Source organism: Klebsiella sp. D-Nf1, assembly GCF_002810515.1.
Lineage (GTDB): Bacteria > Pseudomonadota > Gammaproteobacteria > Enterobacterales > Enterobacteriaceae > Klebsiella > Klebsiella variicola.
The window spans coordinates 31518-44407 of the sequence record NZ_PIOK01000002.1 but is presented as its reverse complement, the minus strand read 5'-3'; the positions used below and the strand labels follow the sequence as shown (position 1 = coordinate 44407).

General features: G+C 55.3%; 17 protein-coding genes. 4 read left to right on the top strand and 13 right to left on the bottom strand.

Annotated features, from left to right (window positions below; all coding sequences use genetic code 11):
* Window positions 1-66 precede the first annotated feature (66 nt).
* Window positions 67-696: a 23S rRNA (uridine(2552)-2'-O)-methyltransferase RlmE gene (rlmE, locus tag CWM54_RS10120; protein ID WP_008806638.1), complete on the bottom strand. Its 630-nt coding sequence runs from the start codon at window positions 694-696 to the stop codon at window positions 67-69.
* Between the two features lie 123 nt (window positions 697-819).
* Here rlmE and yhbY point away from each other — a divergent pair, with 123 nt between their 5' ends.
* Window positions 820-1113 carry a ribosome assembly RNA-binding protein YhbY gene (gene yhbY / locus CWM54_RS10115; RefSeq protein WP_002918374.1) on the top strand — a complete coding sequence of 98 codons (294 nt, stop codon included), beginning with the start codon at window positions 820-822 and terminating at the stop codon, window positions 1111-1113.
* Window positions 1114-1265: 152 nt separating this feature from the next.
* Here yhbY and greA read toward each other — a convergent pair whose 3' ends face one another.
* Window positions 1266-1742 carry a transcription elongation factor GreA gene (greA, locus tag CWM54_RS10110; RefSeq protein WP_008806639.1) on the bottom strand — a complete coding sequence of 159 codons (477 nt, stop codon included), beginning with the start codon at window positions 1740-1742 and terminating at the stop codon, window positions 1266-1268.
* Between the two features lie 235 nt (window positions 1743-1977).
* On the opposite strand from greA, the gene dacB reads away from it, so the two are divergent.
* The gene (dacB, locus tag CWM54_RS10105) at window positions 1978-3411 is read left to right on the top strand and encodes a serine-type D-Ala-D-Ala carboxypeptidase (RefSeq protein ID WP_061153197.1); all 1434 of its coding nucleotides are present in this window, start codon (window positions 1978-1980) and stop codon (window positions 3409-3411) included.
* Window positions 3412-3465: 54 nt separating this feature from the next.
* On the opposite strand, the gene cgtA is transcribed toward dacB, so the two are convergent.
* The 4 genes from cgtA to rplU form a co-directional block, all read right to left on the bottom strand.
* Window positions 3466-4644, bottom strand: coding sequence for an Obg family GTPase CgtA (cgtA, locus tag CWM54_RS10100; protein ID WP_100676248.1), 1179 nt, complete (start codon window positions 4642-4644; stop codon window positions 3466-3468).
* 15 nt (window positions 4645-4659) lie between these two features.
* On the bottom strand, window positions 4660-5625 hold the full coding sequence (locus CWM54_RS10095; protein ID WP_061153195.1) for a DMT family transporter: 966 nt from the start codon (window positions 5623-5625) through the stop codon (window positions 4660-4662).
* 92 nt (window positions 5626-5717) lie between these two features.
* A complete protein-coding gene (gene rpmA / locus CWM54_RS10090) occupies window positions 5718-5975 on the bottom strand; it encodes a 50S ribosomal protein L27 (protein ID WP_002434222.1) in 258 nt (85 codons plus the stop codon).
* Between the two features lie 20 nt (window positions 5976-5995).
* Window positions 5996-6307 carry a 50S ribosomal protein L21 gene (rplU, locus tag CWM54_RS10085; RefSeq protein WP_002918379.1) on the bottom strand — a complete coding sequence of 104 codons (312 nt, stop codon included), beginning with the start codon at window positions 6305-6307 and terminating at the stop codon, window positions 5996-5998.
* A 260-nt stretch (window positions 6308-6567) separates the two neighbouring features.
* On the opposite strand from rplU, the gene ispB reads away from it, so the two are divergent.
* Both ispB and sfsB read left to right on the top strand, forming a co-directional pair.
* Window positions 6568-7539, top strand: coding sequence for an octaprenyl diphosphate synthase (gene ispB, locus CWM54_RS10080; protein ID WP_008806643.1), 972 nt, complete (start codon window positions 6568-6570; stop codon window positions 7537-7539).
* A gap of 196 nt (window positions 7540-7735) precedes the next feature.
* Window positions 7736-8008 (top strand): DNA-binding transcriptional regulator SfsB, encoded by a 273-nt coding sequence (gene sfsB, locus CWM54_RS10075; protein WP_061153194.1) that lies wholly within the window; start codon window positions 7736-7738, stop codon window positions 8006-8008.
* A 47-nt stretch (window positions 8009-8055) separates the two neighbouring features.
* Here the strand turns inward: sfsB and murA are convergent, their stop codons facing one another.
* The 7 genes from murA to mlaF form a co-directional block, all read right to left on the bottom strand.
* Window positions 8056-9315 carry a UDP-N-acetylglucosamine 1-carboxyvinyltransferase gene (murA, locus tag CWM54_RS10070; protein WP_061153193.1) on the bottom strand — a complete coding sequence of 420 codons (1260 nt, stop codon included), beginning with the start codon at window positions 9313-9315 and terminating at the stop codon, window positions 8056-8058.
* Between the two features lie 53 nt (window positions 9316-9368).
* Complete coding sequence (gene ibaG, locus CWM54_RS10065; protein WP_004144910.1) at window positions 9369-9623, bottom strand: BolA family iron metabolism protein IbaG; 255 nt, start codon at window positions 9621-9623, stop codon at window positions 9369-9371.
* Window positions 9624-9759: 136 nt separating this feature from the next.
* On the bottom strand, window positions 9760-10050 hold the full coding sequence (gene mlaB / locus CWM54_RS10060) for a lipid asymmetry maintenance protein MlaB (RefSeq protein WP_008806646.1): 291 nt from the start codon (window positions 10048-10050) through the stop codon (window positions 9760-9762).
* Window positions 10050-10685 (bottom strand): phospholipid-binding protein MlaC, encoded by a 636-nt coding sequence (gene mlaC / locus CWM54_RS10055; RefSeq protein ID WP_061153192.1) that lies wholly within the window; start codon window positions 10683-10685, stop codon window positions 10050-10052. Before mlaC ends, mlaB begins: the two co-directional genes overlap by 1 nt.
* An 18-nt stretch (window positions 10686-10703) precedes the next feature.
* Window positions 10704-11255: an outer membrane lipid asymmetry maintenance protein MlaD gene (gene mlaD / locus CWM54_RS10050; RefSeq protein WP_061153191.1), complete on the bottom strand. Its 552-nt coding sequence runs from the start codon at window positions 11253-11255 to the stop codon at window positions 10704-10706.
* A 4-nt stretch (window positions 11256-11259) separates the two neighbouring features.
* Complete coding sequence (gene mlaE, locus CWM54_RS10045; RefSeq protein WP_100696970.1) at window positions 11260-12042, bottom strand: lipid asymmetry maintenance ABC transporter permease subunit MlaE; 783 nt, start codon at window positions 12040-12042, stop codon at window positions 11260-11262.
* Window positions 12043-12049: 7 nt separating this feature from the next.
* Complete coding sequence (gene mlaF / locus CWM54_RS10040) at window positions 12050-12862, bottom strand: phospholipid ABC transporter ATP-binding protein MlaF (RefSeq protein WP_100680593.1); 813 nt, start codon at window positions 12860-12862, stop codon at window positions 12050-12052.
* Between the last annotated feature and the right edge of the window lie 28 nt (window positions 12863-12890).

The following is a 12890-nucleotide window of genomic DNA, read 5'->3' as shown; positions in this document are numbered from 1 at the left end:
TGTTAAAAACAGCGTCAGGATACTCTATATCCAGTTTCATTCAAACTTTCGTTTGAAATCTGCCGGTTATGGTTTACGCCCGGTCGCTACAATATACACTTCACGCGAACGAGCGCGGGAAGAGTCCGGCTTACGAACTTTGACCTTCGTAAACAGGGAGCGAATTTCTCGAAGATACTCATCGAAGCCTTCGCCCTGGAACACCTTCACTACAAAACTACCACCTGGCGCTAATACATCACGAGACATTTCAAGCGCCAGTTCTACCAGATACATAGCCCGGGGAATATCCACCGCCGGTGTTCCGCACATATTCGGCGCCATATCGGACATGACAACTTGGACTTTACTGTCGCCCACTCGCTCAAGTAACGCTTTCAGGACTAATTCATCACGAAAATCGCCCTGAAGGAAGTCCACACCAACGATTGGATCCATTGGTAAAAGATCGCAAGCAATGATGCGGCCGCTGTTGCCGATCTGCGTGACCGCATACTGCGACCAGCCACCGGGAGCAGCACCGAGGTCAACTATCGTCATCCCCGGCTTAAAAATTTTGTCACTTTGCTGTATTTCATCAAGTTTAAACCAGGCACGGGAACGTAACCCCTTTTTCTGTGCCTGTTGAACATATTTATCGCTAAAGTGTTCCTGAAGCCAGCGGCTTGAGCTGGCAGAACGCTTTTTACCTGTCATTTAACATTCCCGTTCGGGTTCATCGTACTTTACTGCGTAAAAATCGACGCGGTAGTTTGGCGATATATGGGAGATGGCGGTAGAATGACCCGTTTTCAATCCCAACGTAAGCAAAAAAATACGATGAATCTGAGTACTAAACAAAAACAGCACCTGAAAGGTCTGGCACATCCGCTCAAGCCAGTAGTTATGCTTGGCAATAATGGTTTGACCGAAGGGGTACTGGCCGAGATCGAACAAGCGTTAGGGCACCATGAGCTCATCAAGGTGAAGATCGCCTCAGAAGATCGCGAAACTAAAGCCTTGATCGTGGAAGCCATCGTGCGTGAAACCGGCGCCTGTAATGTACAGGTCATCGGTAAAACGCTGGTTCTGTACCGCCCAACGCCAGAGCGTAAGATCTCGCTGCCACGCTAAGAATATCCTGAATCTCGACACAACTTTGTGTAAAACGAGGGATTTCTGCGGCCAGGCGAGCAAAATGCCATGCTCCTGACGTTGATAAAAGGCCGCTATGCGGCCTTTTTCCTTTCTTTACAATCTATAAACATCGTAGCGGGAAATACGCCTTACAGGTATTCAACCTTAGTAATTTCGTATTCCACTTCACCACCCGGGGTACGGATAGTCACGACATCATCCTGCTCTTTGCCGATCAGACCACGCGCGATCGGTGAGTTCACGGAGATCAGATTCTGCTTAAAATCCGCTTCATCATCACCCACGATGCGGTAGGTCTGTTCCTCGTCGGTATCCAGGTTCAGCACGCTGACGGTTGAACCAAAAATCACCCGGCCATTATTCGGCATTTTGGTGATATCAATCACCTGGGCATTGGACAGCTTCGCTTCGATATCTTTGATTCGCCCTTCGCAGAAGCCCTGCTGCTCACGCGCGGCATGATACTCAGCATTCTCTTTCAGATCGCCGTGCTCACGAGCGTCAGCAATAGCGGCAATGATTTCAGGACGACGCACAGACTTCAGATAATCCAGTTCTTCGCGCAGTTTCTCAGCGCCACGTAAGGTCATCGGAATCGCTTGCATTAGTTATACCTCTTTATCATTCCTTCAGGGAACGGATAGTCCCGCCCCGCCACCTGTCCTGCCCACAGGCAGGACACGAGCAAAAAGAAACCGACCCGGGAAACACTCCCCAGGTCAGCAGCAATTTTTCATTTGATAGGTATTTTACCCCGAAGTTCATTATGGGTCATCGTTTACTTTACTGGGCGTTGCACCGTAGTATGACGGCCTGGCTTCAGGTTGTTAGCGCGAGATTATGCGATTTCCCAGATTTATCATCGGATTGACTGCCGGTATAGCGCTTAGCGCTCAGGCGGCGAATATTGACGAGTACATCAACCAGCTTCCCGCCGGTGCGAACCTTGCCTTTATGGCGCAAAAGGTCGGCGCATCGACGCCGGAAATCGACTACCACAGCCAGCAAATGGCGCTCCCGGCCAGTACGCAAAAGGTTATCACCGCGCTGGCGGCTCTGCTGCAGCTGGGGCCCGATTTCCGCTTTACCACCACGCTGGAAACCAAAGGCTCACTTGACGGCGGCGTGCTGAAAGGCGACCTGATTGCCCGCTTCGGCGGCGATCCGACGCTCAAACGGCAGGATATTCGCAATATGGTGGCGACACTGAAAAAAGCCGGCGTGCAGCGTATCGAAGGCAATGTGCTCATCGATACCTCGGTCTTCGCCAGCCACGACAAAGCGCCGGGCTGGCCGTGGAACGACCTGACGCAGTGCTTCAGCGCTCCGCCGGCGGCGGCGATTGTCGACCGTAACTGCTTCTCTGTCTCACTGTATAGCGCGCAGAAACCGGGCGATCTCGCCTTCATTCGCGTTGCGTCCTATTATCCGGTCACCATGTTCAGCCAGGTGCGAACGCTGCCGCGTGGCTCATCGGAAGCGCAGTATTGCGAGCTCGACGTGGTGCCGGGCGATCTCAACCGCTATACCCTCACCGGCTGCCTGCCGCAGCGTAGCGAACCGCTGCCGCTGGCCTTCGCCATTCAGGATGGCGCCAGCTACGCCGGGGCGATCCTCAAAGCGGAGCTGACCCAGGCGGGGATCACCTATAGCGGCACGCTGCTGCGCCAGACGCTGGCCAATGACCCCGGAACGGTATTAGCCACCACTCAGTCGGCTCCTCTGCACGATCTGCTGAGGATCATGCTGAAGAAATCAGACAACATGATTGCCGACACCGTCTTTCGCACCATCGGCCACGCCCGTTTCGGCGTACCAGGCACCTGGCGGGCAGGATCCGATGCCGTACGCCAGATCCTGCGGCAACAGGCTGGGGTCGATCTCGGCAACACGATCATCGCCGACGGCTCTGGCTTGTCGCGCCACAACCTGATCGCCCCCGCGACCATGATGCAGGTGCTGCAGTATATCGCCCAGCACGATACCGAACTCAACTTCATCTCGATGCTGCCGCTGGCGGGCCACGATGGATCGCTGCAATATCGCGCCGGTCTCCACCAGGCGGGCGTGGATGGTAAAGTCTCGGCGAAAACAGGTTCGTTGCAGGGGGTTTATAACCTTGCTGGCTTTATCACTACCGCCAGCGGACAAAAGGTGGCCTTCGTGCAGTATCTCTCCGGCTACGCCGTGGAACCCGCCGACCAGCGTAATCGCCGCATCCCGCTGGTCCGCTTTGAAAGCCGCTTGTATAAAGATCTGTACCAGAACAACTAAAAACAAAAGGGCCGCATGAGAGATGCGGCCCTTTTTGATCCAGAGAAGTCAGGATTAACGTTTGTAGATGAATTCGACGCCTTCTTCGTCGTCTTCGTCCCAGTCGTCATCCCAGTCTTCGTCATCTTCCACTTCGACTTCGGCTTCTTCAAGCTGCTGACGGTGATAGTCGTCCCACATGAACTCGACTTTCTCCGGCTTCTGCTCTTCTTCCGCGTGCACGATCGGGTTTTCGATGATAAAGGTCATCACATCCCAGCACAGATCTTTCACGCCCTGCTGGCTGGCAGCTGAGATCAGGTAGAATTTCTCTTCCCAACCCAGCGCTTCGGCAATCGCCTTCGCTTTGGCTTCGGCTTCCGCTTTGTCCATCAGGTCAATCTTGTTAAAGACTAACCAGCGTGGCTTAGAGGCCAGCTTCTCGCTGTATTTCTCCAGCTCGCCAATGATAATGCGCGCATTCTCAACCGGATCGGAACCGTCGATTGGCTCGATGTCGATGAGATGCAGCAGCACACGGCAGCGCTCAAGGTGCTTGAGGAAGCGGATACCAAGGCCTGCGCCTTCCGCCGCCCCTTCAATCAGCCCCGGGATATCAGCAACCACGAAACTCTTCTCGTTATCCATACGCACCACGCCCAGGCTCGGCACCAGGGTGGTAAACGGATAGTCAGCCACTTTCGGCTTGGCAGCAGAGACCGCACGGATAAAGGTGGATTTACCGGCATTCGGCATCCCCAGCATCCCGACGTCGGCCAACAGCATCAGTTCAAGCTGCAGGTCGCGCTTATCGCCCGGGGTACCCATGGTCTTCTGACGCGGGGTACGGTTAACGGATGATTTGAAACGGGTGTTGCCCAGACCGTGCCAGCCGCCTTTCGCCACCATCAGACGCTGACCGTGTTTGGTCATATCGCCCATGGTCTCGCCGGTCCCCTGATCGATAACCCGCGTCCCTACCGGCACTTTCACCGTCACGTCTTTACCGCGTTTACCGGTACAGTCGCGGCTCTGACCGTTCTGCCCGCGTTCGGCGCGGAACGATTTTTCAAAACGGTAGTCGATCAGGGTGTTCAGGTTCTCGTCCGCTTCCAGCCAGACATCGCCGCCGTCACCGCCATCGCCGCCGTCCGGGCCGCCACGTGGAATATATTTTTCGCGGCGGAAGCTTACGCAACCATTGCCGCCGTCACCTGCTACGACCAGGATCGTTGCTTCATCTACAAACTTCATTTTACTCTCCGTAAATCATTCGCCTGAGCGGGGCAGCGGTACAACCGCCTCTCGCTTACGCCAACGCCCCCAAAGACGATGGCCGATGGCGGAATACATCGCGCCCGCAACCACGACAAACGCACCGAGATAACCAATCAGGTTTAACATCGGTCTGGCGAAAAAATCGGGCCAGGCCATTGATAATAAATCAGAAAACAGTAGCGTAAACAGTGGCGTCAAGGTGATTAACGCGCTGACCTGCGCCGCCTGCCAGCGCGCCATGGCTTCCGCCAGCGCCCCGTAGCCGACCAGGGTATTCAGCCCGCAAAAAATCAGGCATGCCAATTGCCAGTCGCTTAACTGGGATATCACCCCGGGCTTAGCGAGCGGCAGTAATGCAATCGTACATAAAGTGTACAGCAAAAATAGTATCTGCTGTGATGCCAGACGGCGCAATAACACCTTTTGCGCGACGCCATAGCTTACCCACACCGTTGCAGCAGCAACGCCGAAAATTACCCCCCATGTGTAATCCGTCAGGCGGGTAAAGATTTCAATCAGGCTGGTATTGAAGAACATCACCAACCCGCTGAGCAACATCAACGCGCCCACCACCTGGGTGCCGCGCATGCGCTCTTTCAGTATCACGACGCTTGCCACCATCATGCCCACCGGCGATAGCTGGCCGATGACCTGAGAAGCTGTGGGGCTGAGATATTGCAGGGAAGAACTGAACAGAATGAAGTTACCGAACAGGCCACCGGTGGCAATGGCTAATAAGACCAGCCAGCGCGGCTTACGAAAAATTCGCAGCGGCGGCAGTTTGCCTTTGATCGCGAGGATCGCGCCAAGCCCAATACTTGCCATCAGAAAGCGATAAAACACCACCGTAGGCGGCGCCATCACCTCGAGAACCTGCTTCATTGCAATCGGCAACGCTCCCCAGCACATCGCGGTGGTGAGCGCCAGAATAATGCCAATCCCAGCCTGCTGCTTCATGCCTGTTTCCCTGCAAGATTTTCCAGTAGACGAATGTAAAAAGCCCCGCAACGTGTTGCGGGGCTTTCATCCGTTACCGGGACGCGAAAAACTTATTCAGCAACGATGCTGATGAATTTACGGTTTTTCGGGCCTTTAACTTCGAACTTGACTTTACCGTCAGTCAAAGCGAACAGAGTGTGGTCACGGCCGCAACCAACGTTGGTGCCAGCGTGGAATTTGGTACCACGTTGACGAACGATGATGCTACCTGCCAGAACTGCTTCACCGCCGAAACGTTTTACGCCCAGACGTTTAGCTTCTGAATCGCGACCGTTACGAGTCGAGCCGCCAGCCTTTTTATGTGCCATTTAAATCTACTCCTCAGGTCTTAGGCGCTGATGCCAGTGATTTTCACATCAGTGAACCACTGACGATGGCCCTGCTGCTTACGATAGTGTTTACGACGACGAAACTTAACGATTTTAACTTTCTCGCCACGACCGTGAGCAACAACTTCAGCTTTGATTACGCCGCCCTCAACGAAAGGAACGCCGATCTTGATTTCTTCACCGTTTGCGATCATCAGCACTTCAGCGAATTCAACAGCTTCGCCAGTTGCGATGTCCAGCTTTTCCAGGCGAACGGTCTGACCTTCGCTTACTCGGTGTTGTTTACCACCACTTTGGAAAACCGCGTACATATAAAACTCCGCTTCCGCGCACCTCTTTATGTGATTCAGAGTGCGCTATAAATATTCACAATAGGGCGCGAATATTACGCAAAACGCGAGCCTTTGACAAGAGCGATCAGCGATCAATGCAGAAAAAAAACACAACTTTCACGACAACGTTTATCTACGGCAATTTTTCAGTACAATCATATCTTCTTTTAATTCTGTCTTAATCCTTCTGTGATCCCACCTGGATTCATGGTAACAGGACATTTGGCCCGGCTTTTGCGATGAATTTAGAAAAAATCAATGAGTTAACCGCGCAAGATATGGCGGGTGTCAATGCGACGATTCTTGAGCAACTCAACTCCGATGTTCAGCTTATCAATCAGTTAGGCTATTACATCGTCAGCGGCGGCGGCAAACGCATTCGCCCGATGATTGCTGTGCTTGCCGCGCGCGCGGTGGGCTATCAAGGGAGCGCGCATGTCACTATTGCTGCGCTGATTGAATTTATTCATACCGCCACGCTGCTGCATGACGACGTCGTCGATGAGTCTGACATGCGTCGCGGCAAAGCCACGGCCAATGCGGCGTTCGGCAATGCCGCCAGCGTGCTGGTTGGCGATTTCATCTATACCCGCGCTTTCCAGATGATGACCCAGCTAGGCTCACTGAAGATCCTCGAGGTCATGTCGGAGGCGGTGAACGTCATTGCCGAAGGCGAAGTGCTGCAGTTGATGAACGTCAACGATCCGGATATCACGGAAGAGAACTACATGCGCGTCATCTACAGCAAGACGGCGCGCCTGTTTGAGGCGGCCTCGCAGTGTGCGGGAATGCTGGCCGACTGCTCTGCGGAAGAAGAGCGCGCGTTGCAGGATTATGGTCGCTATCTCGGCACCGCTTTCCAGCTGATCGACGATTTACTCGACTACAGTTCCGACGGAGAGCGGCTCGGTAAAAACGTCGGCGATGACCTGAACGAAGGCAAACCGACGCTACCGTTGTTGCATGCTATGCATCACGGTACCCCCGATCAGGCGGCGATGATCCGCGGGGCGATCGAGCAAGGCAATGGTCGCCATCTGCTGGATGCTGTTCTGGAAACGATGGCCACCTGTGGCTCGCTGGAGTGGACGCAGAAACGTGCTGAAGAAGAAGCCGACAAAGCGATTGCTGCCCTGCAGATCCTCCCGGACACCCCGTGGCGCGAAGCCTTGATTGGGCTGGCACATATCGCGGTCCAGCGCGATCATTAATCCCCTCTCCTTTCCCGCGCGATGCGCGGGAAAGTTCCAGTAAAAGTCCATTTTCCACCCTAATTTCCAGCTATCTTGATACATTCTGAATATTCAGGCGCCTTAACAGAACTTGTTAGAACCTTACATAGTACGCGGGTATAGTGTCCTTATCGCCCATGTGGGACGATCTGGATCTTTATCACCAGGAGAATTTATGGATAAGTTCATCGACTGGCATCCCGCAGATATTGTTGCCGGATTACGTAAACGTGGAACATCGCTGGCGGCAGAATCGCGACGGCATGGCCTGAGTTCTTCAACGCTGGCGAACGCCCTGACTCGCCCCTGGCCGAAAGGCGAGTTGATTATCGCCACGGCGCTGGAAACGCAGCCGTGGGTCATCTGGCCGTCACGCTACCACGACCCGGTGACTCATGAGTTTATCGACAGAACGCAGATGATGCGTCAAAAGAAGACAGACAAGTGATGTGATTGACTGGCAGTGACCCCCACGGGGTCACTGCCATGATGCTATTACTCGCCTTTCACGCGCTGAATATTGGCACCCAGCGCCTGCAGTTTATCCTCGATACGCTCATAGCCACGATCGATGTGGTAGATGCGATCGACGATGGTGGTCCCTTCAGCGATACAGCCTGCCAGTACGAGGCTCGCCGACGCACGCAAATCGGTCGCCATCACTTGTGCGCCTGAAAGCTGCTTCACGCCGTGACAGATAGCGGTATTGCTCTCGATTTCCGCATGCGCACCCATACGGATCAGCTCAGGAATGTGCATGAAGCGGTTTTCAAAGATCGTTTCGGTGATCACACCGGTCCCTTCCGCCACCAGGTTGAGCAGCGTGAACTGGGCCTGCATATCGGTCGGGAAGCCCGGGTGCGGCGCGGTACGCACGTTAACCGCTTTCGGACGGTTGCCGTGCATATCGAGGCTAATCCAGTCTTCGCCCGTTTCGATGTCAGCCCCGGCGTCACGCAGTTTCGCCAGAACGGCATCGAGGGTATCTGGCTGCGCGTTACGGCAGAGGATCTTGCCGCCGGAAATCGCCGCGGCCACCAGGAAGGTACCCGTTTCGATACGGTCCGGCAGTACACGATATACGCCGCCACCCAGGCGCTGCACGCCTTCGATGGTAATGCGATCGGTGCCCTGACCTTTGATTTTCGCGCCCAGCGCGTTAAGGAAGTTGGCGGTATCGACAATTTCCGGCTCGCGCGCGGCGTTTTCGATAACGGTGGTACCTTCAGCCAGCGTCGCCGCGCTCATGATAGTCACGGTCGCGCCTACGCTGACCTTATCCATCACAATGTGCGCGCCTTTCAGTCGCCCGTTGACAGACGCCTTCACATAACCTTCTTCCAGTTTGATTTCGGCGCCCAGCTGTTCCAGACCGGTAATGTGCAGGTCGACCGGACGCGCGCCGATGGCACAGCCGCCTGGCAGAGAAACTTGTCCCTGACCAAAACGCGCGACCAGCGGGCCCAGCGCCCAGATGGAGGCACGCATGGTTTTCACCAGGTCGTATGGAGCACAGAATACATCAACCGGGCCGGCGTCAATCCATACCGAACCATTGCGCTCAACCTTCGCGCCCAGCTGGCTCAGTAGCTTCATGGTGGTATCGATATCTTTCAGCTTGGGTACGTTCTGGATCTCTACCGGCTCTTCGGCAAGCAGCGCGGAAAAGAGGATTGGCAGGGCGGCGTTTTTTGCACCAGAAATGGTGACTTCGCCCTGAAGGCGAGTCGGCCCCTGAACACGGAATTTATCCATTGATTCTGTTCTCTATTAAAAATTCACATACGCTGCAGGGGACCCCCCACAGCTTAGAAGCCATTTAGTTTGCGGTCTCGCGCCCACTCCTGCGGAGTGAAGGCCTTGATCGACAGCGCATGGATACGGTTGTCAGCAATATATTCCATCAGCGGCGCGTAGACGCTCTGCTGCTTTTTAACCCGGCTCATGCCATCGAACATCTCACCCACAGCAATAACCTGAAAGTGGCTGCCATCGCCAGAGACGTGGACTTCCTGGAGGGGGAGTGCGTTCATCAGCACGGTCTGAATTTCATGATTTTCCATGGGCTCAAATTTATCTGATAGTGAAAACAGCCCAACATCTTAGAGGAAAGTGGCGCGGTCTTAAACAAGCAAAAAGCCCCGACGAAAAGATTGCCGGGGCTTTCGGAATAGCTTCAACGCTAAGACACTGAAAAGGTTATGGGATCATATCAACAGGCAGGTTGTAAAGACCGATCAGCGTTTGCAGATTTTCGCTCTTCGCGATCAGCTGCGCTTCCCGCCCCTGACGGCGGATCAGTGCCACAAAATGCACTAACAGCGCCAGGCCCGCCGTGTCCACGCGCGTAGTCTGGCTGAGATCGATGATCGTCGCCCCCTCCGTCGCCCTGGCGCGTGCTTCCCAGAGCGGGACCAGCAGATCCTGGTCCAGCTCTCCGTGCAGCGCCAGCGTCTCGCCCTCGCGAGTCCAGCTCAGCTGCCCGGTCATTATTTTTTCTGATCCAGCGTGATCGGCTGAGCGGAGATCGCTTTCAACTGCGCAGTCAGCCCGTCGACGCCTTTGGTACGCAGCAGATCGCTCCACTCATTCTGTTTGGTGGTGATCATGCTGACCCCTTCGGCGATCATATCGTAAGCCTGCCAGTGGCCGGTCTGCGTATTTTTACGCCACTGGAAGTCCAGACGCACTGGCGGACGGCCATTCGGGTCGACGATGGTCACGCGGATAGGCACGATGGTGGCATCCCCCAGCGGCTGCTCTGGAGCAATCTGATAAGTCTGACCATGGTACATCGCCAGTGCCTGGCCGTAGGCCTGCTTCAGATATTCGCGGAAGGCGGCAAAGTAGGCTTCACGCTGCGCCGGGGTCGCTTCTTTGTAGTAGCGGCCCAGCACCAGCGCGCCGGCATATTTCACCTGCACATACGGCAGCAGCTCCTGGTCGACGATGTCGCGCAGATAGTTAGGGTTAGCTTTAATCTTCGGCTGTTCATTCTTCAGGCGATCGAAGGTTTTCTGCGCCGCTTCATTCATCAGCTTATACGGGTTGGACTGGTCTGCCGCCTGGGCGGCGGTCAGCGGGGCAATCACCAGCATGGCGACCATGAGTAAGCGTTTAAACATATCGTGTTTCTCCTGAAATTAATGCGTCGTGCCGGCTGCCGGCGTCGCGTCAGTATGGCCTTCTGCCGCGGCCTTATCATTACCAGAATTCTGATTGTCGCTGCCCTTGCTGTTATAAAGGAACTGACCAATCAGATCTTCCAGCACCATGGCGGACTTGGTGTCCTGGATCGTGCCGCCGTCTTTAAGGATAGCCGTCCCGAGGTCCGGGTCTTCAAAACCGACGTTCAGCGCCAGATACTGCTCGCCCAGCAGACCCGAGGTGCGGATCGCCAGCGAACTGGTATCCGGGATATGGTTGTAGCGCTCATCAATATCGAGCTCCACGCGTGGCAGATAGGTTTTCGGGTCGAGAGTGATGTCCGCTACCCGCCCCACAACCACACCGCCGATGCGTACCGGCGAACGCGCCTTCAGGCCGCCGATGTTATCGAAGGTCGCGTACAGGCGGTAAGTCGGCTCGGTACGTAGTGAGGTAACGTTCGCCGCCTTCAGGCAGACAAACAGCGCCGCCAGCAGCGCCACCAGTAAGAACACCCCTACCCAGATTTCATTTTTTTTCGTTTGCATGAACTCAATTCCCAAACATCAGCGCAGTCAGCACAAAATCCAGCCCCAGAACCGCCAGCGACGCATGCACCACGGTGCGCGTTGTCGCCCGGCTAATCCCGGCGGAAGTGGGGATAGCGTCATAACCGTTAAATAACGCAATCCAGGTTACCGTAATGGCGAATACCAGGCTCTTAATCAGGCAGTTCACCAGATCCATTCGCCAGTCGACGGCATTTTGCATCGCGGTCCAGAAAAAGCCACCATCAATACCCTTCCAGCTCACGCCTACCAGCGCACCGCCCCAGATCCCCACCGCCACGAAGATAATCGTCAGCAGCGGCAGCGAAATGACGCCAGCCCAGAAGCGGGGGGAAATCACGCGGCGCAGCGGGTCCACCGCCATCATCTCCATACTGGAGAGCTGTTCCGTGGCCCGCATCAGGCCAATCTCGGCGGTCAGCGCCGATCCGGCGCGGCCGGCAAACAACAGCGCAGCAACCACCGGTCCCAGCTCGCGCAGCAGCGACAGCGCCACCAGCATGCCAAGACTGGTCTCTGCGCTGTAGGTGGTTAAGACCAGATACCCCTGCAGGCCGAGCACCATACCGATAAACAAGCCCGATACAATGATAATCAGCATCGACAGAACGCCAACGTTATAGAGCTGACGAACCAGCAGCGGCGCGTGCTTGCGAAACTCTGGTTTGCCCACAATGGCGTTGAAAAGCATTAATCCGGCGCGTCCAAACGTCGCGGTGGTTTTAATCCCGCGATGCCCTAGCGCGGCCAGCGCATTAAACAGCATGAGTCGCTCAACTCCCTATGCCTAATAAATCATGGTGATAGTCGCCAGCCGGATAACGGAACGGCACCGGGCCGTCGGCAATACCATCAATGAACTGACGAACCCGAGCGTCGGCATTTTCCCGCAGCGACTGGGCGCTACCGTGGGCGACAATCTTTTTATCCGCCACGATATACGCGTAGTCTGCGATGCTAAGCACCTCAGGCACATCGTGCGAAACCACGATGCAAGTGACACCCAACGTGTTGTTGAGTTCAGAAATCAACTTCACCAGCACGCCCATGGTGATGGGATCCTGCCCGACAAACGGTTCGTCGAACATAATCAGGTCCGGCTCCAGCGCAATGGCTCTCGCCAGGGCGGCGCGGCGCGCCATCCCGCCGGAAAGCTCGGAGGGCATTAACTTCGCCGCACCTCGCAACCCCACCGCCTCCAGCTTCATCATCACCGTCGTATGCAACAGCGCAGGCGGCAGCTGCGTATGCTCGCGCAGCGGATAGGCAACGTTATCAAATACATTGAGATCGGTGAACAGCGCGCCGGACTGGAACAACATGCTCATCCGCTTACGCACCGTGTAAAGACGCGAACGCGTCATCTGTGGTACGTTCTCGCCATCAAACAGGATCTCTCCCCTGTCCGGCGGGATCTGCCCACCGATCAGGCGTAACAGGGTTGTCTTGCCGATCCCCGAAGGTCCCATGATCGCAGTAATCTTACCGCGCGGTACCGACAGCGAGATGTCGTCAAAGATCACACGATCGCCGCGAGAAAAGCGGATACCGCGCACTTCAACTAAATTCGCCTGAGTTTGGCTCATAAAATCATCCTTACTAAACACCTGACGG

Bases quoted from the DNA above. Each gene is read 5' to 3' on its own strand.
- rlmE (WP_008806638.1), bottom strand. From the start codon at position 696: ATGACAGGTAAAAAGCGTTCTGCCAGCTCAAGCCGCTGGCTTCAGGAA.
- yhbY (WP_002918374.1), top strand. From the start codon at position 820: ATGAATCTGAGTACTAAACAAAAACAGCACCTGAAAGGTCTGGCACAT.
- greA (WP_008806639.1), bottom strand. From the start codon at position 1,742: ATGCAAGCGATTCCGATGACCTTACGTGGCGCTGAGAAACTGCGCGAA.
- dacB (WP_061153197.1), top strand. From the start codon at position 1,978: ATGCGATTTCCCAGATTTATCATCGGATTGACTGCCGGTATAGCGCTT.
- cgtA (WP_100676248.1), bottom strand. From the start codon at position 4,644: ATGAAGTTTGTAGATGAAGCAACGATCCTGGTCGTAGCAGGTGACGGC.
- CWM54_RS10095 (WP_061153195.1), bottom strand. From the start codon at position 5,625: ATGAAGCAGCAGGCTGGGATTGGCATTATTCTGGCGCTCACCACCGCG.
- rpmA (WP_002434222.1), bottom strand. From the start codon at position 5,975: ATGGCACATAAAAAGGCTGGCGGCTCGACTCGTAACGGTCGCGATTCA.
- rplU (WP_002918379.1), bottom strand. From the start codon at position 6,307: ATGTACGCGGTTTTCCAAAGTGGTGGTAAACAACACCGAGTAAGCGAA.
- ispB (WP_008806643.1), top strand. From the start codon at position 6,568: ATGAATTTAGAAAAAATCAATGAGTTAACCGCGCAAGATATGGCGGGT.
- sfsB (WP_061153194.1), top strand. From the start codon at position 7,736: ATGGATAAGTTCATCGACTGGCATCCCGCAGATATTGTTGCCGGATTA.
- murA (WP_061153193.1), bottom strand. From the start codon at position 9,315: ATGGATAAATTCCGTGTTCAGGGGCCGACTCGCCTTCAGGGCGAAGTC.
- ibaG (WP_004144910.1), bottom strand. From the start codon at position 9,623: ATGGAAAATCATGAAATTCAGACCGTGCTGATGAACGCACTCCCCCTC.
- mlaB (WP_008806646.1), bottom strand. From the start codon at position 10,050: ATGACCGGGCAGCTGAGCTGGACTCGCGAGGGCGAGACGCTGGCGCTG.
- mlaC (WP_061153192.1), bottom strand. From the start codon at position 10,685: ATGTTTAAACGCTTACTCATGGTCGCCATGCTGGTGATTGCCCCGCTG.
- mlaD (WP_061153191.1), bottom strand. From the start codon at position 11,255: ATGCAAACGAAAAAAAATGAAATCTGGGTAGGGGTGTTCTTACTGGTG.
- mlaE (WP_100696970.1), bottom strand. From the start codon at position 12,042: ATGCTGTTTAATGCGCTGGCCGCGCTAGGGCATCGCGGGATTAAAACC.
- mlaF (WP_100680593.1), bottom strand. From the start codon at position 12,862: ATGAGCCAAACTCAGGCGAATTTAGTTGAAGTGCGCGGTATCCGCTTT.